Genomic DNA, 22,974 nt, shown 5'->3' on the forward strand with positions numbered 1-22,974 from the left:
TGGTAGCGTGATGAGACACTAGTCCCATCACTGGTCAGGAGAGTTCCATGCAGGTTTTTGTCACCGGCGGCACCGGGCTGGTCGGCTCCGCCGTCGTCGCTGAACTGCTCGGCCACGGTCACACCGTGTCGGTCCTCGCCCGCTCCGACGCCTCCGCGCTGGCCGTGGACCGGGCCGGCGCCGAAGCGGTGCGGGGCGGTCTCGCCGACCTGGACACCCTCCGGGCCGGCGCGGCCAAGGCCGACGGCGTGATCCACCTGGCGTTCAGCAACGACTTCAGCACCGCCGAGAGCGTCGCGCGGGCCGTCGCCGAGGAGAGCGCCGCCATCGCGGCCCTGGGCGAGGAACTCGTCGGCAGCGACCGCCCGTTCGTCACCGTCTCGGGGACGCCGTGGGTGCCTGGCCGCACGTCCACCGAAGCCGACCCGGCGCCGACCGACGGCCCGGTCGGCGGCCGCGGCCGCGCGGTGACGGCCGCCCTGGACCTGGCCTCGCGCGGGGTCCGGAGCACCGCCGTGCGCCTGCCGCGCACCGTCCACAACAAGGGTGACGGCGGCTTCGCGGGCCTGCTGACCCGGATCGCGCGCCAGGCGGGCGTGTCCGGCTACCCGGGTGACGGCGCCCAGCGCTGGCCGGCCGTGCACGCCCTCGACGCGGCCGTCCTCTTCCGGCTGGCGCTGGAGGCCGGGCCTGCCGGGACCGCCTGGCACGCGGTGGCCGACGAGGGTGACGCGGTGCGCGACATCGCCGGCGTCATCGGGCGGCGCCTGGGGCTGCCGGTCGAGCCGGTGCCCGAGGAGAACTTCGGCCCGCTGGGCCCGATCTTCGCGATGGACCAGCCGTCGTCCAGCGCGCACACCCGGGAGGCGCTCGGCTGGGAGCCGAAGCACCCGAGCCTGCTCGAGGACCTGGAGAACATCCGGCCCTGACCCCGGCTCATCACCGGAACGGCCAACACAGCGACCGGAGCGGCCAACCGCCGACCGGGCGCGCCCTCGGCGCCGTGTTGACCACTCCAGGCAGCGTGTTGGCCGTTCCGGGACGTGTGTTGGCCACTCCGGGCAGCGTGTTGGCCGTTCCGGGACGTGTGTTGGCCACTCCGGGCAGCGTGTTGGCCGTTCCGGGACGTGTGTTGGCCACTCCGGGCAGCGTGTTGGCCGTTCCGGGACGTGTGTTGGCCACTCCGGGCAGCGTGTTGGCCGTTCCGGGACGTGTGTTGGCCACTCCGGGCAGCGTGTTGGCCGTTCCGGGACGTGTGTTGGCCACTCCGGGCAGCGTGTTGGCGGTTCCGGGCAGCGTGTTGGCCGCTCCGGAGACGTCCGGCGGACGCTTGAAACGACGTTGCCGGAACCCGACCCGGCGGCGAGACCGATTTTATTCGGTCCCGCCGCCGGTAGCCCACGGGCGAAGATGGCCCGGTGAGCACCACACCCACTCTCGGTCCGCCGCCGCGGCGCCGGACCGTCGGCGCGGACCAGGTCCGCCGGCTCGTCGCCGGGCAGTTCCCGCGGTGGGCCGGCCTCCCGGTCCGGCCCGTGTCGAACGGCGGCTGGGACAACCGCACCTTCCACCTGGGCGACGAGATGTCGGCACGGTTGCCCAGCGCGGCCGAATACGCCTTGGCCGTCGCCAAGGAACAGCGCTGGCTCCCCGTGCTGGCCCCGCAGGTGCCGCTGCCGATCCCCGTCCCGCTGGCGGAAGGCCGGCCCGGCGCGGGCTACCCCTTCCCGTGGTCGATCCACCCGTGGCTCGACGGCACACCGGCGAGCGCGGACGGCATCGCCGACCCGGTCCGGTTCGCGACCGGCCTGGCCGGGTTCCTGGCGGCCCTGCGGAAGGTCGACACCACGGGCGCGCCCCGGCCGGGCACGCACAACTGGTTCCGGGGCGCCACCCTGCGCACCTACGACGAGCCGGCCCGGCGCGCGCTCGCGAAGCTGACCGGTCACGCCGACGTCGACCTGGCCGGCGAGATCTGGCAGGTCGCGCTGGACGCCCGCTGGGACGGCGTGGAGAGCTGGTTCCACGGCGACGTCGCCCCGGGAAACCTCCTGCTCCGGAACGGAGAGCTGGCGGCGGTCATCGACTTCGGGACGTGCGGTGCCGGCGACCCGGCCTGCGACGTCGCCATCGCGTGGACGCTGCTGACCCCCGACGGCCGGCGGGCGTTCCGCGAGCGGCTGTCCCTCGACGAGGCGACCTGGGCCCGCGGACGCGGGTGGGCCCTCTGGAAGACGCTCGTCACCTGCGCCCAGACCCTGGACCGCGCCGACCGGGAAGCCACCGAGGCGCAGCGCGTCCTCGCCGAGATCCTCGCCGAATACCGCACCCCCGGCTGACTCCGCGCCCGGCGAGAGTCCTACCGCTTGATGCCGACACCGCCGACCGCGAGCCGCTGCGCGGGACGGGGCACGCGCAGGGCCGGGCCGTCGGGCCACCAGTCCTGCAGGCGCACCAGCCCCGGATCGAGCAGGTCGAACCCCGCGAACAGGCGCTCGACGCCGGTCTCGGTGCGGCAGCGGACGGCCCGGCGGCAGCGGGATTCCCACGTGCGTTCGATCGTGCGCGCCGCCGGGCCCGTCCCGACGGACTCCGGGAGCGACCAGCAGCTCAGGGCGAGCACCGACCCGGGCGGCAGCAGGGCGCGGTAGCCGGCCACCGCCGCGGCCAGGCGGGCGTCGTCCGGTTCGTGCTGCACGCCCGTGGTCATCAGCACGGCGACCGGCCGGGCGAGGTCGAACGCCGTGCAGACCGTCTCGTGGCCGAGCAGGTGCCCGGGTTCCAGGTGGTCGGCGTGCACCACCGCGGTGTTGTCGTTTTCGTCCAGCAACGCACGCTCGTAGCTGAGCACGAGGCGGTCGGTGTCGGTGTAGATGACCTTCGCGTCGGGGTTCTGCCGCTGGGCGGTCTGGTGCGTGTTGTCCTGCGCGGTGGGCAGGCCCGCGGCCAGGTCCAGGAACTGGTCGAGGCCGCGCGCGGCGAGGTGGCGGACGACCCGCACGTGCCACGCCCGGGCCGCGCGCAGCAGGTCGGTGAACCCCGGCGCGGCCTCGTCCAGTTCGCGCAGCGCGGCGCGATCGGTCGCGTAGTTGTCGTGACCGCGCAGGGCCGCGTCACGGATCCGGGCCGGCGAAGCGACGTCGTGGTCCCACGACCAGCCGGAGCGCACCCCCGGGTCAGCTGCGAGAGTCACGCCACCTCCGGATCCGGATCACTTCCCACTTGGGCTGGCAGCCTAACGACTTTGGTAACTCCTGTGACCACATCGGGGGCTACACGAAAGGATGGTTCGTAGCGGGCTGTGCACCACTGGCAGTGGTCACGTCGCCGCCGGGCGGTCACCTGACCGGCTCCACCATGGTCTCGAGGTTCTTGCGGGCGATCCGCTTGCGGAACTCCCCTTCGTAGGAGGCGTCCCCGGCGTCGTGCATCGTCTCGGTCATCCGGACCGCGGCCGCCTGACGCTCCCACGTGTGGCTCAGGCAGGTGTCGGAGTAGGCGTCGAGCAGGCTCGGATCACCCTCCTCGACCTGACGGACGACGGCGCGGGCGAGCACGTCGGCGTCGTGGAGGGCGAGGCTCATCCCCTCCGCGCTCATCGGCGAGATGAGGTGCGCGGCGTCGCCGAGGAGGTGGAGCCGGCCGTGCCGCATCGGGCTGAACACGACCCCGCGAAGCGGTACGACCTGCTTGCCCGTGATCGGCCCCCGCACCGCGGCGGGGGCGCCGAACCGCGCGTCCAGTTCGCTCCAGACGCGCTCGTCCGGCCACTGCTCGGCGGTGTCGGTGAGCGGGCACTGCAGGTAGAGCCGGCTGGCGGCCGGGCCGCGGGTGATCCGCGCGGCGAACCCGCGGGAGTGCACGGCCAGCACGGCCGGGGGATCCGCGGGCACCTCCGCCATGACGGTCAGCCAGGCGTACCCGAACTCGTGGGTGTCGCAGGTGAGGACGTCGGCGGGCACGGCCGTCCGGCTGACGCCGTGGTATCCGTCGCTGCCGGCGACGAAGTCGCAGCCGAGTGCCCTCGCCGTGCCGTCGGCGTCTCGGTAGCGAACCACGGGATGCTCGGTGTCGAGACCTTCCAGGGAGACGTCTTCGGCCTCGAAGCGGAGGTCGCCGCCGTCGCGGAGGAAGACCGCGATGAGGTTCGGGACGAGGATCTGCTGCGGGCAGAACGCACCGTCGGCGTCATCCGCGTCATCGGCGTCGTCCTCGTCCAGCCGCCACTGCCGCCTCTGCCCGTCGAGCAGCAGCGGCACACCCCCACCCGGATCGGCGGAATCGTGGCTGGTGCTGCCTTCCACGACCTCTCCCAGCCCCCACGCCCGCAGCATCCGCACCCCCCGGGCGTCGAGGGAGCCGGCCCGCTGGCGGTGTTCGACGTGGTCACGGCGGTGCTTCTCCAGGATCACGCAGCCGATTCCGCTGTGCAGCAGGAAGTTCCCGAGGGCGAGCCCGGCGACGCCGCCGCCCACGATCACCACGGTGGTGTTCTCGTCCGTCTTGGTCATGGGACCACAGTGGCCGCGGACCCGCGGGCCGACCACCGGTAATCGGACAGCAGATACCGGAAAGCCGCCAAGATGGTCAGGCGCCGTGGTCCTGGAGGCCGGCCTGGTAGCGCCCCGGCGTCTGGCCGACGACGGCGGTGAACGCCTCGATGAAGGTCGACGGGTTGGACCAGCCGCACACGATCGCGGTGTCGGTGACGGACCGGCCGTCGGTGAGGTGCACCAGCGCGTGGTGGATGCGCAGGATGGTGCGCCAGCGGTGGAACCCCATGCCAAGATCGGTGTGGAACAGGCGGCTGAGGGTGCGTTCGCTCGCCCCCGCGGCGCGCCCCAGCTCCGCCAGCGTCGCGGCCTGGCCGGGATCGGCGCGCAGGAGATCGGTGACGACGCGCAGCCGGTCGTCGCGCGGCTCGGGCAGGTGCAAGGACCGCTCGGGGGCCTCGCCGAGTTCGTCGACCACCACACCGCGCAACCGCTTCTCGGCCTCGGGACCTCGCCTGCTCCGGCCGGTCAGCGCCAGGAGGACTTCCCGCAGCAGCGGGCTCACCGCGAACACGCTCGGGTAGGCCACGAGGTCGCCGCACTCGCCGGCCGGGATGACGACGAGCCGGGCGTCGGTCCGGCCGTAGAAGCGGTGGGAGTGCTCGAATCCCGGCGGTGTCCACGTCACCCGGCTGGCCGGCGCCACCCACGTCCCGCGCTCGGTGGTGGTGGCCAGCGCGCCGGCGGCCGCGTACACCAGCTGGCCGTCGGGGTGGGAGTGCGGCTCGAGGTGGTAGCCGTGCGGGAGCCAGCCGCCGCCACGCGGGGTCGGCGAGCCGGGCTTCGGGACGGACTGGCGGGTTTCCGGCATCGGGGGTCGGTTTACCGGCGGTACCACGACTGCGCCTTCAGCCACGTCAGGTAGTCGTCGAAGATCGCCGCCGTCCCGCCCGGCGCCGCCCGCCTCTCGAGGAATTCGTCCAGCAGGGCGAAGAGCAAGTCGACCGCGTGCTGCCGCCCCTCCCCTGCCGCCTCCTCGCGCCACCCCGCGGTGCGGCCGGGAAAGGCCAGGTGCAGCACCAGCGACGTCCACGTCAGGCTGTCGCCGGTGCCCACCCGCGGCACGAGCGACTCGGTGAAGCCGGTGAGCAGCTGCCCGTCGTTGCCCGCGTCCGCACCCAGGAGGAACGTGCAGTAGTCGTGATAACCACCGTCCAGTCCGTACAGGCCGGGGCGCCGGTGGATCTCGGCGAACAGCTTCCGGTAGTCCACAGTGGATGGTCCTCGTCCTCGGTCAGCGGGCCGCCGTCAGGGTAGCCGGGCCGCAGGGCGCGTGGGCGGCCTGCCGCGGCTGGTCGTGAGTGTTTAGGGCGGTTCTAACCGCCCTAAACACTCACGAGAGCCGCGGCAGACTGTGGAGGCGGGGTTCACTCACAGCACCGCGCCACGTCGGCTGGTGGCTGCCGGGCTGGCCGGGCTGCCGGGCTGGCCGGCCGGGGCCAGCTGGCTGGCTGGCTGGCTGGCTGGCTGGCTGGCTGGCTGGCTGGCTGGCTGGCTGGCTGGCTGGCTGGCTGGCTGGCTGGCTGGCTGGCTGGCTGGCTGGCTGGCTGGCTGGCTGGCTGGCTGGCTGGCTGGCTGGCTGGCTGGCTGGCTGGCTGGCTGGCTGGCTGGCTGGCTGGCTGGCTGGCTGGCTGGCTGGCTGGCGAAATCGTCGAACAATGCCGACGCGACTCCGGCACCCTGCCCGCAGGTCACATTTCGAACTCGCCGGTCCCGCACGCCACGAACGGAAATCGCGCCATTTTCTTCGTCGGCGCGATTCCGCGGATCATCTGGGGTCGAGTTCGTCCGTCAGGGCCGCGTCGACCTTCGCCGCGGCCCGGCGCAGTGCCCGGCCGGCCACGGCCAGCAGGGCCACCGCGGCCAGCGTCGCGACCATCACCCAGGCGCTTCCGTCGTCATCGGCCGGGATCACCGCGAACGTGACCAGGGCCAGCAGCAGCCAGCGATTCCGATCGCTCGCCCGAATCCGCGAGCGGTGGAACGCGCGATCGCGTGCGATCGAGAACACCTGCCCAGGAACACCCATGGTCTCTCGGCCTCCCGTCGGTGATCCGACATCCCTCGCGGACGTCACGGATCGAAATCGCTTGACCCTCGAACAGTCGATCTTCCCGACAAAAGAGTTACAGGTTTTCCCGACACTGACTCCACGCAATCATAGATCCACTCGAACGAGTGAATCGTTGAATACGCAATCAACTCCGTTATTCTCTCAAGGTCAAAAACTATTTCACTTTCCGCGGGGAGTCATGCGTCCTCGCGCCCGGCCTCCTCGTCCTCGGGCGGTGCGAGGCCCCGGTCGAGCGGGTGGGTCGAGGTGACCTCGGGCGGCACCGAGGGCGGGGCGAGCCCACGGTCCAAGGTCCGCTCGCCGGTCTCGTTCTCGTCGGGCACGGGCACGGGCACGCGCCCGTGGTCTTCGTGTTCGTTCGTCATGGCCGCGGGGTACCCGGATTCCGCCGCGTTATCCGGGGACCACCCCGCGGACCTGCGACGATCACGCGTCGAAGCGGAGGTACACCGTCCGGTGGTAGTCGCCGGTGGCCGCGTTCGGGCGGCTCTCCGGGCCCAGCGAGGCGACGCCGTGGAACTTGTTGCCGATCGGCGCGATGCCGTCGAGGAACGAGACGCCGCCGGCCGGGTAGGTGACCACCGCGTTCTGCGGGTCGGGTCCCACCGCCGGGGTGAACAACCGCAGGAACAGGCCCTCCTCCGCGGCGACCATCGTGACCGCGCCTTCGGTGGTGTCCAGCACGGCCCAGCACGTCCGGGCGTGGTAACCCTTGAACTCCGGGTAGGCGAACCCGCTCGCCCCGGTCGCGGTGTCGTTGTACGGCTTGCTCCACACGTCCGGTTGCACACCCCGCAGCCGGTTCTTGTAGACGCGGTACGGGCCGTCGCCGAGCCAGGTGAGGCCCCGGACGTTTGCCTCCGGGTAGTCGAAGTTCACGCCGAGGTGGTCGTGGTCGCCGGTGGCGCGGTAGCGGTACTCCAGCGCCAGCCAGCCGTTGGCGTCCAGGCGCCAGCGCACGGACGTCAGGTCTCCGCTGTAGTCGCACTGCACGACCCAGCCGGTGCCGTCGCGGAAGTGGCTGAACGCCGTGAGCGTGGCCGTTCCGCCGGCCGGGGCGGGGCCGTTGGCCAGGGAGACCGGCGAGCCGCCGCAGCGCACGCCGAGCAGCCGGCCGCTCGCCTTGCCGATGGTGATCCGGGTGGCGCCGGCGATGAGCGTCACGTCGCCGGTGGTCTCCGCCGCGATGACACTGCCCGTGGTCGCCGGCCGCACCAGCCGCGCCGCGAGGTCCGGCGCCTTGCGGACGCGCCACGTCCAGCCGGCGACGTCCCGGCCGGTCGGGTCGGTCACGCTCAGCCGCAGCGCGTCGGCGGTGGTCCAGTCGGCGGGCAGGCCGAGCGTCACCGCGCCCGTGGCGCCCGGGGCGACGTCCGGGGCCACGGCCTGACCTTGGGCGAGCACCTGGTGACCGGGGCCCGCACCGGGTGCGGGGAACGCGAGCAGCTGCCAGCCGAACCGGCACGTCCGGAGGTTCGTGAAGTCGTACCGGTTGACGAGCTTCACCGTCTTGTCGAACGACGCCGGGAAAACCGAGTCGTAGTACGCCGGACTGGCCAGCTGGACCGGCGACCAGATGTCCTTGATCGTGAAGAAGCTGGCTTCCTTCTCGCGGTACGGGCCGAGGATCCCGTCGGGGGCCCGGCTGCCGTTGGTGTCGAGGGCGCCGCCGCGGTCGTCGCGCGCGACGCTTTCGTCGACGAGCGCCCAGATGAACCCGCCCGCCGAGCGCTGGGCGCCGCCCATGAGCTTCCAGTAGTCGTTCAGGCCGGCCCCGGCGCCGCCGTCGTAGAGCCCGTGCAGGAACTCGGTCGGCATGAAGATCGTGGTGCCGGCGGCCTTGCTCGCGGTGCTGCTGTAGGTCTGGTAGTGGCTGGTGTCGACGCCGCTGAAGGTCGTCCACGGGTGCAGCACCGCCCGCCGCTGCGGGTCGTACTGGCCGAAGTCGTCGTCCAGCGCGGTGTTCCAGCCACCCTCGTTCCCGTTGTCCCAGAACAGGATCGACGGGTGGTTGACGTCGCGCCGCACCAGGGCCGCGACCAGCGGGGCGCCGACGCCTTCGTCGTAGTGGTGCTGCCAGCCGGTCAGCTCGTCCAGGACGTAGAGCCCGAGCTCGTCGCAGAGGTCGAGGAAAAAACCGTCCGGCGGGTAGTGCGACATCCGCACGGCGTTCATGTTCATGTCCTTCATCAGCCCGATGTCCAGCCGGGCGAGGCGAGGACTCGAAGCGCGGCCGGACGTCGGCCAGAAGGTGTGCCGGTTCGCTCCTTTGAGGACGATCCGCTTCCCGTTGACGTAAACGCCGTCGCCGGCCCGGACCTCGATCGTGCGGAAGCCGAACCGCTCGGTCGTGCTGTGCCACGGCACGCCGCCGGCGTTCGCGAGGGTCAGCTCGACCTGGTACAGGTTCGGCGTTTCGGCCGTCCACAGGGATGGTCGCGCCGCGGTGGTGGTCAGGGTGGCGCCGGTGGCCCCGCTCGCCACGGCGACCGAGAACGCCCCGCCGACGGCCGTGCCGTCGAGCGCGCGCAGCTGCGCGCTCACCCGGGCCGCCGCGGTCACGCCGGCGAGCGTGACCTGGGCGGTGAAGGTCCCGTCCGCGCGGGCGTCGAGCGCGACGCGGTCGATCCGGGCGGCCGGGTGGGCCTCCAGCGACACCGGCCGGAAGAGCCCGCCGAAGTTCCAGAAGTCGCCGCGGCGCTCGGCGTCGTTCACCGAGTTGTCGGCCGATTCCTTGCTGACGGTCGCTTCGAGCAGGTTCGGCTCGCCGAGCCGCAGCAGGGCCGTCACGTCGTAGCGGAAGCGGTAGAAGCCGCCCTGGTGCACCGGTCCGGCCGGGACGCCGTTGACCCGCACGTCGGCGTCGGTCATGGCGGCCTCGAACACCAGGAAGATCCGGCGCCCGGCCCAGGACGCCGGGGGCGTGAACGAGTGCCGGTAGTTGCCCTTCTCCGCCGGGACGAGATCGCCGCCGTAGTGGTAGCTGCCGAAACCGTGGCACTCCCAGCTGGACGGCGTGGGGATCGTCGCCCACTCCCCCGCGCGCCGGCCGGCCGTGACCTGGAAGTCCCAGTCGACGGTGTGGTCGGCGTCGCCGCCGGTGAGCAGCATCGTCTCGGTCACCGGACCGGCTTGGGCCGCCGAAGCGGCTCCCGGCGTCGGCCATCCCGCGGCGGCCACACCGGCCGCGCTGATCGCCAGCGCCTGGCGACGAGTGAGTTCCACCAGGCCTCCAAGGTCCGATCTGATATATGACACACCGTACAACGGCACTCATCGACCGAGTGGACAAGCAGCCGGACAAGTCTTGACGTCCGGACCCGGGCCCACGACAGTGGTGCGGCCCTCCGCCCTCCCGGCGGTGCCCGGCCGATCCACCGTGAAAGGTAGGAGAATGTTCTCCTCGAACATCCGCCGGCGGCTGCGCCTCGGCGCCCTGACCGTGGTGGTCGCCGCCGCCGCGCTGGTCGCGCCCACCGCCACCACCGCGACCGCGGCCACCGGCTCGACCGTGGTCGGCGTCGCCTCCGGGCGGTGCCTGGACGTCGTCGGCAACAGCACCGCGGCGAAGACGCGCGTCAACATCTACGACTGCAACGGGCAGGCCAACCAGGCGTGGACGTTCACGGCGGCGGGCGAGCTGCGGGTGTACGACGGCGCGATGTGCCTCGACGTCGCCGGCGCGAGCACCACGTCGCCGGCCGACGCGCAGATCTACACCTGCAACGGCGGCGCCAACCAGAAGTGGCGGATCAACGCCGACGGTTCCATCAGCGGCGTGCAGTCGGGCCTCTGCCTGGACGTCGCCGCGGCCGGCACCGCGAACAGCACCCTCGTCGGGTTGTGGACCTGCAACAACGGGGGCAACCAGAAGTGGCGGACCACGCTGGCCGCCGACACCCAGCCCCCGGGCGTGCCGGGCAACCCGCGGGTGAGCGACCTGGTCTGCGACGCCGTGACGTTCGCGTGGAACGCCTCCACCGACAACGTGGGCGTCGCGTTCTACGACGTCTACCACGACGGCCAGCTGATGAAGTCGGTGAGCGGGAGCACTCTGTCGACGAGCCTCACCGTGGTCGGCGGCGTGACCTGGGGCCTGTACGTCAACGCGCGGGACGCCGCGGGCAACGTCTCGCAGGCCAGCGCCACCGTGCCGATCACGCCGCCGCAGTGCCAGCCCGACAGCCAGGCGCCGACCGCGCCCACGAAGCTGACCGGCAGCGCGGCCGGCACGACGGTGACCCTGAACTGGACCGCGGCCACCGACAACATCGGCGTCCGGGCCTACGACGTCTACCGCGGCGGCGCCAAGGTCGGCGCCGTCACCGGGACCGCCACCACGCCGCCCGCGACGACCTTCGTCGACAGCGGGCTGGCGGCGAACACGAGCTACCCGTACTACGTCGTCGCGCGCGACGCCCAGGCGAACGTGTCGGCGCCCAGCGCCACCACGACCGTCACCACCGGCGCGGCCTGCGGCGCCTCCGTGTGCGCGGTGACGCAGATCGCCACCGACACCGACATCCCGTGGGGCCTGGTGACGCTGCCGGACGGCACGATCCTCTACACCCGGCGCGACGCCCACGACCTCGTCCACCTGAACCCCGCCACCGGCGCGAAGACGACCGTGGGCACGGTCCCCGGCGTCGACAACACCGACGGTGAAGGCGGCCTGCTCGGCCTCGCCGTCTCGTCCGCGTTCTCCAGTGACCACTGGCTCTACATCATGCACACCTCGCCGTCCGACAACCGGATCGTGCGGATCAAGCTGGAGAACGACAAACTCACCACCAGTACCGAACAGGTCCTGCTCAGCGGGTTGCTGCGCAACAAGTTCCACAACGGCGGCCGGCTGCGCTTCGGGCCCGACGGCAAGCTCTACGCCAGCACCGGCGACGCCCAGAACGGCGACAACGCGCAGAACAAGGCGAGCCTCAACGGCAAGGTCCTGCGGCTCAACCCGGACGGCAGCGTGCCGTCGGACAACCCCTTCGGCAACGCCGTGTGGAGCTACGGCCACCGCAACCCGCAGGGCCTGGCGTTCGACTCCCAGGGCCGGTTGTGGGAGCAGGAGTTCGGCAACGCGGTGATGGACGAGACCAACCTGATCACCAAGGGCGGCAACTACGGCTGGCCGGCGTGCGAAGGCACCTCCGGGACCTGCGGCACCGCCGGCTTCATCGCGCCGAAGCGGACGTACCCGACGGCGGACGGCTCCTGCTCCGGCATCGCCATCGTCCGCGATGTGCTCTACGTCGCCTGCGAACGCGGCACCCGGATGTACCGCGAGGTGATCAGCGGGAGCGACCTGACCGACGTCCAGGCCTACTTCAACGGCACCTACGGGCGGTTGCGCACGGTGGAGCCGGCGCCCGACGGCGGCCTGTGGCTGACGACGACGAACAACGGCGACAAGGACAGTATTCCCGACAACAGCAATGAGAAGATCTTCCACGTCGTTTTGGGTGAATAGCCCACCGGCAACTCTTTCGCAGTGGCAACTATCCCGGCTAGCCTGCTGATCGACCACCGAGAAAAGGAGCCTCGTGACTTCAGCAGGCCATGCGCCGGACCTTCTGTCTCCGGAGTTCGCCGCCGATCCGTACACCGCCTACGACGTCATGCTCGAGCATTCGCCGGTGATCTGGCACGAAGGAATGCAGAGTTACGTCATTTCGCGCTACGAGGACGTGTCCCGCGCCTTCAAGGAGGGTGTGTTCACGACCGAGAACTACGGCTGGCAGCTGGAACCCGTGCACGGCCGGACGATCCTGCAGATGAGCGGCCGGGAGCACTCGATCCGCCGTGCCCTGGTCGCGCCGGCGTTCCGGGGCAACGAGCTGGAGCAGAAGTTCCGCCCGGTGATCGAACGCAACTCCGCACAGCTCATCGACACCTTCCGCGGCCGCGGCTCGGCCGACATCGTCACGGACTACGCGCGGCACTTCCCGATCAACGTCATCGTCGACATGCTGGGCCTGGACCAGAGCGACCACGCGCGGTTCCAGCGCTGGTACGGCGCGATCATCGCGTTCCTCGGCAACCTCAGCCAGGACGAGGTGGTCGCCGCGGCCGGGCTCGAGACCCACGACGAGCTCGCCGCGTACCTGATCCCGGTCATCCGGGACCGCCGCGAAAACCCCGGTGACGACCTGCTTTCGGCGCTGTGCGCCACCGAAGTCGACGGCACCACGATGAGCGACGAGGACATCAAGGCGTTCTGCAGCCTGCTGCTCGCCGCCGGCGGCGAGACCACGGACAAGGCGATCGCCAGCCTGTTCCGGAACCTGCTGGAAAACCCGGACCAGCTCGACGCCGTGCGCGCGGACCGAAGCCTGATCCCGAAGGCGTTCGCCGAAACCCTGCGGCACACCCCGCCGGTGCACATGATCATGCGCCAGCCCGCGGAAGACGTCGAAATCGGCGGCGAGCGGATTCCCGCCGGCAGCACGGTGACCTGCCTGATCGGTGCCGCCAACCGCGACCCGCGCCGGTTCGCGAACCCGGGCGCGTTCGACATCTTCCGCACCGACCTCCCGACCGAGACAGCGTTTTCCGCGGCGGCGAGCCACTTGTCGTTCGCACTGGGCCGGCACTTCTGCGTCGGCGCGCTGCTGGCGAAGACCGAGATCGAGGTCGGCGTCAACCAGCTGCTCGACGCCATGCCGGACCTGCGTCTCGCGGAAGGCGCGGTGACGGCCGAAAAGGGCGTGTTCACCCGAGGCCCGGCGTCGCTGCCGGTGACGTTCACCGCGTCGTAGGCCCCGAAGCGCGCCCCCGGGCCCGCCGTTACCCGACCCCGTTGTCCGTGAAGGCCTCCTTGAGGGACTCTGAGTCCCTCAAGGAGGCCTTCACGGACTTGCGAGTGGGAGCGCTTGCAGTCACCAGGCTCCGGACGCGGCGACGTGCACCGGGGTGAAGACCACCGGCAGGCTCTCCAGTCCCCGCATCCACACCGACGGCCGCCAGACCAGTTCTTCCACCGGAATCGCGAGTTCGACGTCCGGGAGGCGGTCCAGCAGGACTTCGACGGTGGTGCGGGCGATGACCTCGGCCACCTCCGGGGCCGGGTACGGACAACCGTGCTCGCCGTGGCCGAAGGACATGTGCGCGTGGTTGCCCAGGGCGCCCTCCGCCGCGTCCGGGCGGGCGTGCGGGTCGGCGTTGCCCGCCGCCAGACCGAGCACCACCAGGTCACCCTGGCGGACGCGGACGCCGCTCAACACGGTGTCGCGCGTGGCGAAACGGCCGATGAAGTTCTGCGTGGGAGTGTCGTGCCACAGGACTTCGTTGAGGGCCTGGCCGACGCTCCCCCGGCCGCCCGAGAGCGTCATCGCGAACCGGCTGTCGGTCAGCATCAGGCGGATGGTGTTGCCGATCCAGTTCGCCGTCGGCTGCTGCGCCGCGGCCGTCACCACCAGCAGGTCCTGGACGACCTCGTCGTCGGTCAGGTTCGCCGGGTCCTGCATCATCGCCGTGGGCACGTCCGCGCCCGGCTGCTGGTGCTTCACCGCCACCAGCCGCGCCATCGCCTCCTGCACCCGCCCGTACGCGGGCAGCGCCTCGGGGCCGACGTCCAGCGAAAGGGCGACGTCCCGCACCAGCGCCGGGGCCTCCGAGTCGGGCATGCCGTACATCTTCGCGAGCGCGAGCAACGGCGCCTGCTGCGCGAAACCGGCGATCAGGTCGGCTTCGCCACTGCCGGCGAATTCGTCGATGAGCCGGTCCGCGATGCGCTCGCAGTGCGCGCTCAGGTCGAACTGGTCGACGGCGGACAGCGCGTCGCCGATCGCGCCCGCGCGCCGCCGGTGTTCCGCGGCCTCGGTGAACATCACCGACGGGTTGTGCATCACGTACGGCAGCAGCGGCCAGTCTTCGGGGACGTTGCCCCACTGGTTCCACCGGCGGCTGTCGCGGGCGAACAGCTGCGAGTCCTGGCACACCTGGTGGATCTCGCGGTAGCCGGTCAGCAGCCAGGCCGGGATGTCGCCGTCGAGCAGGACCGGGACGACACCGCCGTACTGCCGCCGGATCCGGGCGTAGAGCGCGGCGGGATCCCGCTGGAACTCGGGTCCGTACAACCGGATCCGGTCCGCGGCGGGGATCGTCTCCGCCGGGGTGCTGGTCTGGAAACCGGTCACGATGCGCCCTCCCGGACTTTGGACAGGGTGTAGAGGTGGTCGACGAGCGAGATCAGCACCTGCTTGGACGAGTCGCGGTCGCGGGCGTCGCAGTCGACGATCGGCACGTCGCCGGGCAGGTCCAGCGCGGCGCGGACGTCGTCGAGGCTGTGCTTCGGCGGGCCGAAGTTGTTGCGCGCCACGATGAACGGCGTCCCGTGGTGCTCGAGCCGGTCGATCGCGTACCAGGAGTCGGCCAGCCGCCTGGCGTCCACCAGGACGACCGCGCCGAGGGTGCCGGCGAAGAGGCTGTCCCAGAGGAACCAGAACCGTTCCTGCCCGGGGGCGCCGAACAGGTAGAGGATCAGCTGTTCGTCGAGGCTGATCCGGCCGAAGTCGAACGCCACCGTGGTGGTCGTCTTGGCCTGCACCCCCCGGGTGCTGTCGACGCCGATCCCGGCCTGGGTCATGGTTTCTTCGGTGCTGAGCGGCCGGATCTCGCTGACCGACCGGACCATGGTCGTCTTCCCGACGCCGAAGCCGCCGACGATGACGATCTTCAGGCCGTCGGTCGCGGTGTCGGCCAGGGGCAGCCGTTCGTCTTGTTCAGAGATTACGGAGTCCAACGAGCACCTTCTTGAGGAATTCCGAGTCGGAGGTCCGTCCCGCGGCCTGGGCCGACGACGGGTGTCGGGCGGAAACCTTGCCCGTGGCCAGCAGGTCCGCGAGCAGAATCTTGGTCACACTCACCGGAAGCGCCAGGTAGGACGACAGCTCCACGACCGACGTCGGCTTCGCGGCGATCTCGAGGATCCGGACGTGCTCGGACTGCATGCCCGCCGACGGCTCCGACTCCCGGACGATCAGCGTGACGAGATCGAGGTCGATGTCGTCCGCGCTGCTGCGCCCGCCCGTGACCGTGTAGAGCCGGTCCGGGTCTTCCCCGTCGAGCGCCGAGCGCGTCACGAAGCCGGGTGGTCAGCCGCCGTGAAGCGTGGCGGGGCGGTGAAGACCGAGCCGATCTGTTCCACCAGCTCGTCCATGTTGTGGCCGATCAGGCCCACGTCGGCGTCCTCCGTGGCGATCACGGCCAGGTGCGAGCCGACACCGGCCTCCACGATGAAGAGGATCCCGCCGTGGAACTCGGTCATCGAGTTCCGCACACCGCCGGTGCCGTCACCGAATTCGACCGACGCGCCGTGCGCCAGCGCCTGGACGCCGGCGGCGATCGCGGCCAGCTGGTCGGCGCGGTCGACGGTGAGCCCCTGGGTGTGGCACAGCTTCAGGCCGTCCCGGGACAGCACGAGGGCGTGGCACGCGCCGGCGGTGTTGCCGACGAGGTTTTCGAGGAGCCATTCGAGGCTCTTGTCCGAGTCAGTCATCGAATCCGGGGACCGGCCTGGCGGGTCCCCTCGCTCCAATCTGGCGGGGTGCGGATGTGCGGGCGGAGCGGCGGGTCACGCGTCGTCGCCGGGGTCCGCCGGGGAGGCGGAGTGGCGCGACGACGTAGCGCCGTTGCCGCTGCGCCGCTGCTGGAAGGCGCCGAACCGGGAACCGGTGTCCCGCTCGGCGCGGGTCGTGCTCGGCGTGGGCGACGGCGGCCGGCGCGACGCGGCGGTGAGCGTCTGCCCCCGCGAACGCTTCGGCAGCTCGGACGGCTCGGTCAGGTCGCCGGCGATCTCGTGGCTCGTGTCGGGCCCGGGCCACGCGACGGCGGCGGCCGCGACCGGCTCTTCCGCTTCCGGCAGCGCTTCCGGCCGGGGCTGCGTGATCAGCTGGGTCGGGATGCGCATGACGACTCCGATCCCGCCGCGCGAAGAAGGCCGGAAGAAGACGTGCAGCTGGTGCTTGCGCGCCAGGCAGCCGACCACCGCGAGCCCGAGCCGCGTCCCCGACATCGAGGTCAGGTCGAGCGGCTGGTCGAGGGACACCGCGCGCTCGGCGCGGACGAGGGCCTGCGCCTTCATCCCGAGACCGCCGTCCTCGATGGTGATGACCGCGCCGTTGTGCAGATCTTCCACATAGACGTGCACTTCTTCGGACGGCGCCGAGAACTTCGTGGCGTTGTCCATCAGTTCGGCGAGCGCGTGCATGACGTCTTCGGCGGCGTACCCGACGACGGCCACCCCGCTCGCGGAATGCACCCGGACCCGCTGGTAGGCGCCGATCCGGCCGAGCGCGCCGCGCAGGATGCTCTCCATCCGGATCGGTTTCGTCCAGCGGCGGCCCGAGCGTGCGCCGGTGAGCACCGCGATGCTGTCGGCCAGCCGGCCCGCCTGCGCGGTGCTGTGGTCCACCCTCAGGAGATCCCCGAGCATCGCGTCGGACGACCGGTTTTCCATTTCCCGCAAGTCACCGAGCGTGCTGGTCGACAGCGCCTGCAGCCGGCCCGCGGCGTTCGCGCAGGCGGCCGTCGCGGCCGCGCGCCGGCGTTCCCCGACGGCGATTTCGTCGACCAGCAGCCGCAGGACGCGCTGGTGGAGTTCGTCCTCGGGGCGCCCGACTTCGGCGAGCACGCTGTCCGCGGGGGCACCCCCGCGCAGCCGCCGGACCGCGTCGGGCACCGTCCGGTCGAGCAGCCGGGCCAGTTCGGCGTCACTGAACCGGACGAATTCCCGGGCCCGCCGGGCCTCGTCGAGCGCGGCCTCCGTCTGCCCGGTCGCGTGCGCGACCTGATCGGCGCGGCGCAGCGCGAAGAACACCGCGACACACGCGACGATCCCGGTCAGCCCGCCCGCGATGGCGACGACAATCCCCTGACCACCGGAAACCGACAGGGATATCCACGTCCAGATCGCCGCCACGACGACCGCGGTGACCACTACCCCGATTACGGCCCGGCCGACTGACTCGCGTTCTTCCCGATGCTGTGCGGGCGGTCGTTCCGACATCGCTCCACTTCCTCGAGTCCGATTGGTGCTCGAACAGTACTCGGTTCGCCGACCGAGATCACGGGTCGGTTTCGGTGCGCCTGCAACGGCGAAGACAGTAACGCCGGCACCAGCGGCCGGGCAGCGCGGGTCCGGTTTTCCGGCGACCGCCTGCCCTTACTCGCATTCGGCCCAATCCGCAAGGCTGGAAGCAGCCGAATTCACTCCGGCGACTTCTCGGCGACCACTCCGGGAAAGGGCGTGTCGGCGCCATGTCGGCGTCGTGTCGGCGGGTCCGCGCAGGCTCGGAGGCAATTCCTCCCGCGAACCCCTTAGGAGCACCAATGCCCACTCCGGTCACGATTGTCGGCGCCGGCCTAGGCGGCCTCACCTTGGCCCGCGTCCTGTACCTGCACGGTATTCCGGCCACGGTCCACGAAGCCGAGGCGTCGCCGGCGGCGCGCGCCCAAGGCGGCATGCTCGACATCCACGACCACAACGGCCGGCCCGCCCTCGCGGCGGCCGGCCTGATCGACGAATTCCGCGCCATCGTCCTGCCGGGCCGCGAAGCCCTGCGCGTCGTCGAGACGGACGGGACCGTGTTGTACGACAAGGCCGACGACGGCACCGGTGGCAGTCCCGAGGCGCAGCGCGCGGCGCTGCGGAAGATGCTGCTCGACTCGCTCCCCGCCGGCACCGTCCGGTGGGGCCACCGGGTCGCCGACGTGCGCGCCCTCGGCGAGGGCCGGCACGAAATCACCTTCGCCGACGGCACCACCACCGAGACCGGGCTGCTCGTCGGCGCGGACGGCGCGTGGTCCCGGGTCCGGCCGCTGCTCACCGACGTCACACCCGAGTACGCCGGGAACGCGTCGATCGAGACCTTCCTGTTCGACGCCGGCACCCGGCACCCCACCGTCGCGAAGGCCGTCGGCGACGGGGCGTTGATGGTGTTCGACAAGGCCGCGAGCGGGAAGGTTTTCCTCGTGCACCGGGAAAGCGACGGGAACCTGCACGCCTACCTGTGGCTGGCCCGGCCGCTGGACTGGTTCGGCGACATCGACTTCGCCGATCCCGCCGCGGCGACCGCACGCCTCGCGCGCGAGGTCGACGGCTGGGCTCCCGAGCTGAGCGCGCTGATCACCGCCAGCGACACCGCCCCGGTCCACCGCCGCCACTACACGCTGCCGGTCGCGCACCGCTGGGACCGCGTGCCCGGCGTGACGCTGCTCGGCGACGCCGCCCACCTGCAGCCCCCGAACGGCGAAGGTGCCAACCTGGCCTTGCAGGACGGCGCCGAACTCGGCGCGGCCATCGCGGCGCACCCCGGCGACGTCGAAGCCGCGCTCACCGAGTACGAGCGGGCGATGTTCCCCCGCAGCGCCGCGTCCGCGGCCCGAGGCGTCGCCGACAACGCGATCCTCCTGGGCGACAACGCGGCCCTGAACCTGATCTCCCTCGCCGACCGGTTCGGCGAATAGTCGCCGGGAGCTCGCGCGCGGCGAGTGGGTGATGATGGTCGCGTGCGGATCACGACGCTCGGCCCCCTCGCGGTGGACGGCCGCCCGGTGCGGGGCGACCGGCTGGCCGCGGTGCTCCGGGAACTGCTCGACGCCCGGGGGCGCCCGGTCTCCACCGTCGCTCTGGCCGACGCCGTCTGGCAGGGCACGCCGCCCGAGGACGCCGCGGGCGCGGTGCAGGCCCTGGTCGGCCGGGTGCGCCGGCTCGGCGTGCCGGTCCGCACCGCCGCGGGCGGCTACCGGATCCCGGCCGGCGAGGTCCGGGTCGACGCCGTCACGGCCCGCGGCCTGATCGACCGCGGCCGGCTGGCCCTGGCCGACGGTGACGCGGGAACCGCGCGGGACTGCGCCGACGAGGCGCGGGCGCTGTTCCCGGAGATCCCGGAGCCGACCGGCGACCGGCTCTTCGGCGACGTCGTCACCCTGCGGGCGGAGGCGGCCTTGGCCGGCGGCGGTCCGCTCGACGCGGCGGATCTGCGTCGGCTGGCCACCCGGGTCCCGCCCGACGAGCCGGCCGCCGCGCTGCTCGTGCGGGTCCTCGCGGCCCAGGGACGCGACGCCGAAGCCTTCGAAGTGGTCGAACGGGTGCGCGGCGAGCTCGTCGAGCGGTACGGCGCCGACCCGTCCCCCGTGCTCGCCGAGGCGCACTTGGCCTTGCTGCGCGGGCAGCTGGCCCTCGCGCGGCCGAACGCCGGCACGCTTCCCGCCGCGTGGCGCCGGGCGGTGACACCGCTGGTGGGCCGCGAGCCGGATCTCGCCGCCGTCGGCAAGGCGCTGCTGACGGCTCCGCTGGTGACCGTCGTCGCGACCGGCGGGGCGGGCAAGACCCGGCTGGCCGCCGAGATCGCCCGCTCCGCCGGGCAGGTGCGCGTGGTCGAGCTGGCCGGCCTGCGCTCGCCGGCCGAGGTGCTGCCCGCCGTGCTCGCGGTCCTGGGTGGCCCGGACACCGGCCTGGACACCCCGGCCCCGGATCGTCGCGCCCTGAGCCCGTCGGAACGGTTGCGGGCCATCGGTTCCGGGCTCGACGGGCTGCTCGTGCTCGACAACTGCGAACACGTCCTCGACGCCGCGGCGGCCGTCGTGGCCGAGCTGCTGGCCGTGGCGCCCGAGGTCGGTGTGCTCGCCACCAGCCGGGCGCCGCTGGGCCTGGTCGGCGAGGTCGTCCACCGGCTGCCCGCGCTGCCCGACGACGAGGCGCTCGCCCTGCTCGAAGCGCGCGTCCGGGCCGGGGGCACGGCACCGGCGTGGCCGCGGGACCGGGCGCTGGCCCTCGCGCACCGGCTCGACAACCTGCCGCTCGCGCTCGAACTCGCCGCCGCCCGGCTGCGGGCCATGCCGCTCGAGGACGTCCTGGCCGGGCTCGGCGACCGGTTCGCGCTGCTCGACCACGCGCTGCGCGGGCTGCCCGAACGGCACGCCGGCCTCTGGGCGATGGTCGAGTGGAGCCGCGACCTGCTCGAGCCCGGCGAACGGGACCTGCTGGAACGGCTGGCCGTCATCCCCGCGCCGTTCACCGCGGACCTCGCCGCCGCCGTCGCGGGCACCGACGTCCGCCGGGGTCTGGCGATCCTGGTCGAGCAGTCGCTGCTGCGGCTCGAAGAGGGCGTCCGCTACCGGATGCTGGAGACGGTCCGCGAACACGGCGAGGCCCGTCTCGACGCGGCCGGGCGCGAGACGGCCATAGCCGGGCTGGCCGGCTGGGCCGCGCGGCGGGCGGTCTCGCTGGCTCCCGGCTTCATCGGTCCCGCCCAGCTCGAAGCGCTGGACGCCTGCGCGGCCGACCAGGACAACCTGGTCGCCGCTCTGCGGTGGGCGTGGGACCACGACGACGAACCGGCCGCGGTCGACGTCGCCACCGCCCTGTTCCAGCTGTGGACGGTGCGCGGCCGGCACCTCGAGGCCAGTGCCTGGGCGCGCACGCTGCTGCACCTCGACGACCCGGCCGCCCGGTCGCGGTCGGCGCTCACCCGCGGCCGGGCCAGTGGCCGTCCCCTGCCGCACGCCGACCGGCTCGGGTGGCTGTGCGTGCTGATCGGCGTCAACGCGGGGAACACCGGCCCTCCGCGCCTCACCGTGCTGGCCCGCCGGGCCCTGCGCACCCTGCTCGCGGAGCGACCCGGCGACGTCTCACCGCGCACCGCCGCGCTGGCGGCGGCGATGCCCGGGCTGGAGCAGGCCGTCCCCGACCGGAGCCTGGCCGACGCCGCGGCGCTGATCACCCACCCCGACCCGTACGTCCAGGGGATGGGTCACTTCATCCGGGCCGTCCTGGTCGAGGACGCCGGCACCCGGCGGTCCGCCGACGCCGAGCTGGCCTACCGCCGGTTCGAGGCGATCGGCGACCACTGGGGGATGGGGATGGCCGCCCACGCCGCCGGGCACGCGTCGGGGACCGACGAGTGGCTGCGCCGCAGCGAGCGGCACCTGGCGCTGGTCGGCGCGGCCCAGGACGCCCGGTCGACCCGGGTGCTGCTCGACACGCACCTGGCCCTGGCCGGCGACGCCGAGGCCGAGCGCCGGCTGCGGGAGACCGCCGCCTCGGCCCGCTCCGACGAGACGGACGTCTCCCAGGCCCACCTCGGCCTGGCCCGGCTGGCCTGGCGACGCGAGCGCCCCGACGAGGCCCTGGCCCACGCGGACGCGCTGCTGCGGGCCGGCCCGCCGACCGTCTTCCGGATCGCGGTGGCCGTCCTGCACCTGTGGCTCGGCGCCGGCCCCCGGGCCACCGACACGCTGCGGCAGGTCCGCACCGAGGTGCTGACCGCCCACGACCGCCCGCTGCTGGGCGCGTGGGCGATGGGCGGCGCCGAGCTGGCCGCCCATCGGGGTGCGGCGTCGACCGCGCGCGAGCTGTGGGCGATGGGGACCCGGGTGGGGGCGAACGCGAGCCAGTTCGCCCCGCAAGGCCGCGGCGAGCGCCTCGCGGCGGCCTTGGGTGACCGGGAAAGCCGCGAGTCGCTGCTCGCCGAGGCCGGCGGGCTGACGGGGACCGCGCTTCACGACCGCATCAGGGCGTTGATGGACGAACTGCTCGCGTAGTACCCGGCCTGTCCGGTCCTACTGCTCCGGGTCCCAGTCCACGAGCTGGTCGAAGAGCCCCCGGTTGCCGTCGAATTCGAGGGAGTCCAGCGGAATACGGCCGTAGAAGGAGAGAACCAGCTCGTGAGCCGTGCCACGGGCGGACGCGTCGGACGCCTCGGCGGCGGGGGTCGTCAGGCGGGCGGCCCGGGCGCCGTCGGCGGTGAGCCAGTTGCGCCAGGAGCGCCCCTCGGACGCGTGGTAGTCGACGGCCGCGGGCTCGTGCGGCCAGGCGACCGTCGTCGTGCAAAAGGTGGACAGGAACTCTTCGGCGCCGTCGAGTGCCACCGCGGCCGGCAGCGGCTGCGGCGCTCCCGCGGCGACCTGGGCGTCGTAGGTGTGCACCGCGATCTCGTGGAGCTGGCGCCGGGCGACGCCACCGCAGGTGAGCGGCGACTGCGTCTTGTCCCACCACGCCCAGCACCCGCGATCCGGGCCGGCCTCCCGCAACGCGTCCAGCAGTTCCCGCGTCCCCGCGGCCGACCAGGCCAGCAGGGCCTCCCGCTCCCGGGGCGGGGCCGAGGCGTCCCGCGGTGCGGCCTTGGCCGTGGCGTCCGGCCCAGCGGCGATGGTGGCCGCCCACGCGCGGCGTCCCTCGCCCAGGTGACGCACCAGGTCGAACAGCGTCCACTCGGGGCAGGTCGGCACCTGCGCGTCGAGATCGGGCGCGACGGCGACCGCGGCGCGGAAAGCCGCCGAGCGTTCGTCGATCAGGCCCAGCAGGTCGGGGAAGTCCAGCGTGGTGTGCACCGTGGTGGT

Annotated in this window: 19 protein-coding genes; 6 read left to right on the top strand and 13 right to left on the bottom strand. The window is 72.6% G+C overall.

Translation table 11 applies throughout. The annotated features are described in order from the left end of the window. Window positions 1-47: 47 nt before the first annotated feature. On the top strand, window positions 48-929 hold the full coding sequence (locus tag OG494_RS19430; RefSeq protein ID WP_328457675.1) for an SDR family oxidoreductase: 882 nt from the start codon (window positions 48-50) through the stop codon (window positions 927-929). A gap of 489 nt (window positions 930-1,418) precedes the next feature. Further along, a complete protein-coding gene (locus OG494_RS19435) occupies window positions 1,419-2,339 on the top strand; it encodes an aminoglycoside phosphotransferase family protein (protein ID WP_328457677.1) in 921 nt (306 codons plus the stop codon). A 20-nt stretch (window positions 2,340-2,359) separates the two neighbouring features. On the opposite strand, the gene OG494_RS19440 is transcribed toward OG494_RS19435, so the two are convergent. From OG494_RS19440 to OG494_RS19470, 7 genes are all read right to left on the bottom strand, one after another. Continuing rightward, the gene (locus tag OG494_RS19440; protein WP_328457679.1) at window positions 2,360-3,193 is read right to left on the bottom strand and encodes an SAM-dependent methyltransferase; all 834 of its coding nucleotides are present in this window, start codon (window positions 3,191-3,193) and stop codon (window positions 2,360-2,362) included. 145 nt (window positions 3,194-3,338) lie between these two features. Next, entirely contained in the window at window positions 3,339-4,511 is a 1,173-nt protein-coding gene (locus OG494_RS19445) for a 4-hydroxybenzoate 3-monooxygenase (protein ID WP_328457681.1), read from the bottom strand. Window positions 4,512-4,587: 76 nt separating this feature from the next. After that, window positions 4,588-5,364 (bottom strand): helix-turn-helix domain-containing protein, encoded by a 777-nt coding sequence (locus OG494_RS19450; protein ID WP_328457683.1) that lies wholly within the window; start codon window positions 5,362-5,364, stop codon window positions 4,588-4,590. An 11-nt stretch (window positions 5,365-5,375) separates the two neighbouring features. Then, window positions 5,376-5,765, bottom strand: a complete 390-nt coding sequence (locus OG494_RS19455) for a hypothetical protein (RefSeq protein WP_328457685.1) — start codon at window positions 5,763-5,765, stop codon at window positions 5,376-5,378. A 556-nt stretch (window positions 5,766-6,321) separates the two neighbouring features. Then, on the bottom strand, window positions 6,322-6,582 hold the full coding sequence (locus tag OG494_RS19460) for a hypothetical protein (protein WP_328457687.1): 261 nt from the start codon (window positions 6,580-6,582) through the stop codon (window positions 6,322-6,324). A gap of 221 nt (window positions 6,583-6,803) precedes the next feature. After that, the gene (locus tag OG494_RS19465; RefSeq protein ID WP_328457689.1) at window positions 6,804-6,992 is read right to left on the bottom strand and encodes a hypothetical protein; all 189 of its coding nucleotides are present in this window, start codon (window positions 6,990-6,992) and stop codon (window positions 6,804-6,806) included. Between the two features lie 61 nt (window positions 6,993-7,053). Next, window positions 7,054-9,852, bottom strand: coding sequence for a glycoside hydrolase family 2 protein (locus OG494_RS19470; protein ID WP_328457691.1), 2,799 nt, complete (start codon window positions 9,850-9,852; stop codon window positions 7,054-7,056). A gap of 169 nt (window positions 9,853-10,021) precedes the next feature. Between OG494_RS19470 and OG494_RS19475 the strand changes: the two genes are divergently transcribed. Both OG494_RS19475 and OG494_RS19480 read left to right on the top strand, forming a co-directional pair. Then, complete coding sequence (locus OG494_RS19475) at window positions 10,022-12,100, top strand: PQQ-dependent sugar dehydrogenase (protein WP_328457693.1); 2,079 nt, start codon at window positions 10,022-10,024, stop codon at window positions 12,098-12,100. A gap of 73 nt (window positions 12,101-12,173) precedes the next feature. Then, window positions 12,174-13,388 (top strand): cytochrome P450, encoded by a 1,215-nt coding sequence (locus OG494_RS19480; protein WP_328457695.1) that lies wholly within the window; start codon window positions 12,174-12,176, stop codon window positions 13,386-13,388. Between the two features lie 120 nt (window positions 13,389-13,508). On the opposite strand, the gene OG494_RS19485 is transcribed toward OG494_RS19480, so the two are convergent. From OG494_RS19485 to OG494_RS19505, 5 genes are all read right to left on the bottom strand, one after another. Continuing rightward, on the bottom strand, window positions 13,509-14,768 hold the full coding sequence (locus tag OG494_RS19485; protein ID WP_328457696.1) for a cytochrome P450: 1,260 nt from the start codon (window positions 14,766-14,768) through the stop codon (window positions 13,509-13,511). Next, a complete protein-coding gene (locus OG494_RS19490; protein ID WP_442874439.1) occupies window positions 14,765-15,373 on the bottom strand; it encodes a GTP-binding protein in 609 nt (202 codons plus the stop codon). The genes OG494_RS19485 and OG494_RS19490 overlap by 4 nt, the downstream gene beginning before the upstream one ends. Next, window positions 15,354-15,713: a DUF742 domain-containing protein gene (locus tag OG494_RS19495; protein WP_328457698.1), complete on the bottom strand. Its 360-nt coding sequence runs from the start codon at window positions 15,711-15,713 to the stop codon at window positions 15,354-15,356. The genes OG494_RS19490 and OG494_RS19495 overlap by 20 nt, the downstream gene beginning before the upstream one ends. Then, a complete protein-coding gene (locus tag OG494_RS19500) occupies window positions 15,710-16,129 on the bottom strand; it encodes a roadblock/LC7 domain-containing protein (RefSeq protein ID WP_247049526.1) in 420 nt (139 codons plus the stop codon). The genes OG494_RS19495 and OG494_RS19500 overlap by 4 nt, the downstream gene beginning before the upstream one ends. A 75-nt stretch (window positions 16,130-16,204) precedes the next feature. Continuing rightward, entirely contained in the window at window positions 16,205-17,569 is a 1,365-nt protein-coding gene (locus OG494_RS19505) for a sensor histidine kinase (protein ID WP_442874440.1), read from the bottom strand. A gap of 392 nt (window positions 17,570-17,961) precedes the next feature. Here OG494_RS19505 and OG494_RS19510 point away from each other — a divergent pair, with 392 nt between their 5' ends. Then, a complete protein-coding gene (locus OG494_RS19510) occupies window positions 17,962-19,098 on the top strand; it encodes an FAD-dependent oxidoreductase (protein WP_328457700.1) in 1,137 nt (378 codons plus the stop codon). Between the two features lie 42 nt (window positions 19,099-19,140). Further along, window positions 19,141-22,176, top strand: coding sequence for a BTAD domain-containing putative transcriptional regulator (locus OG494_RS19515; protein WP_328457702.1), 3,036 nt, complete (start codon window positions 19,141-19,143; stop codon window positions 22,174-22,176). 18 nt (window positions 22,177-22,194) lie between these two features. Here OG494_RS19515 and OG494_RS19520 read toward each other — a convergent pair whose 3' ends face one another. After that, window positions 22,195-22,965, bottom strand: coding sequence for a maleylpyruvate isomerase family mycothiol-dependent enzyme (locus OG494_RS19520; protein WP_328457704.1), 771 nt, complete (start codon window positions 22,963-22,965; stop codon window positions 22,195-22,197). Window positions 22,966-22,974 lie beyond the last annotated feature (9 nt).

The sequence above is a fragment of the Amycolatopsis sp. NBC_00438 genome (assembly GCF_036026695.1).
GTDB lineage: Bacteria > Actinomycetota > Actinomycetes > Mycobacteriales > Pseudonocardiaceae > Amycolatopsis.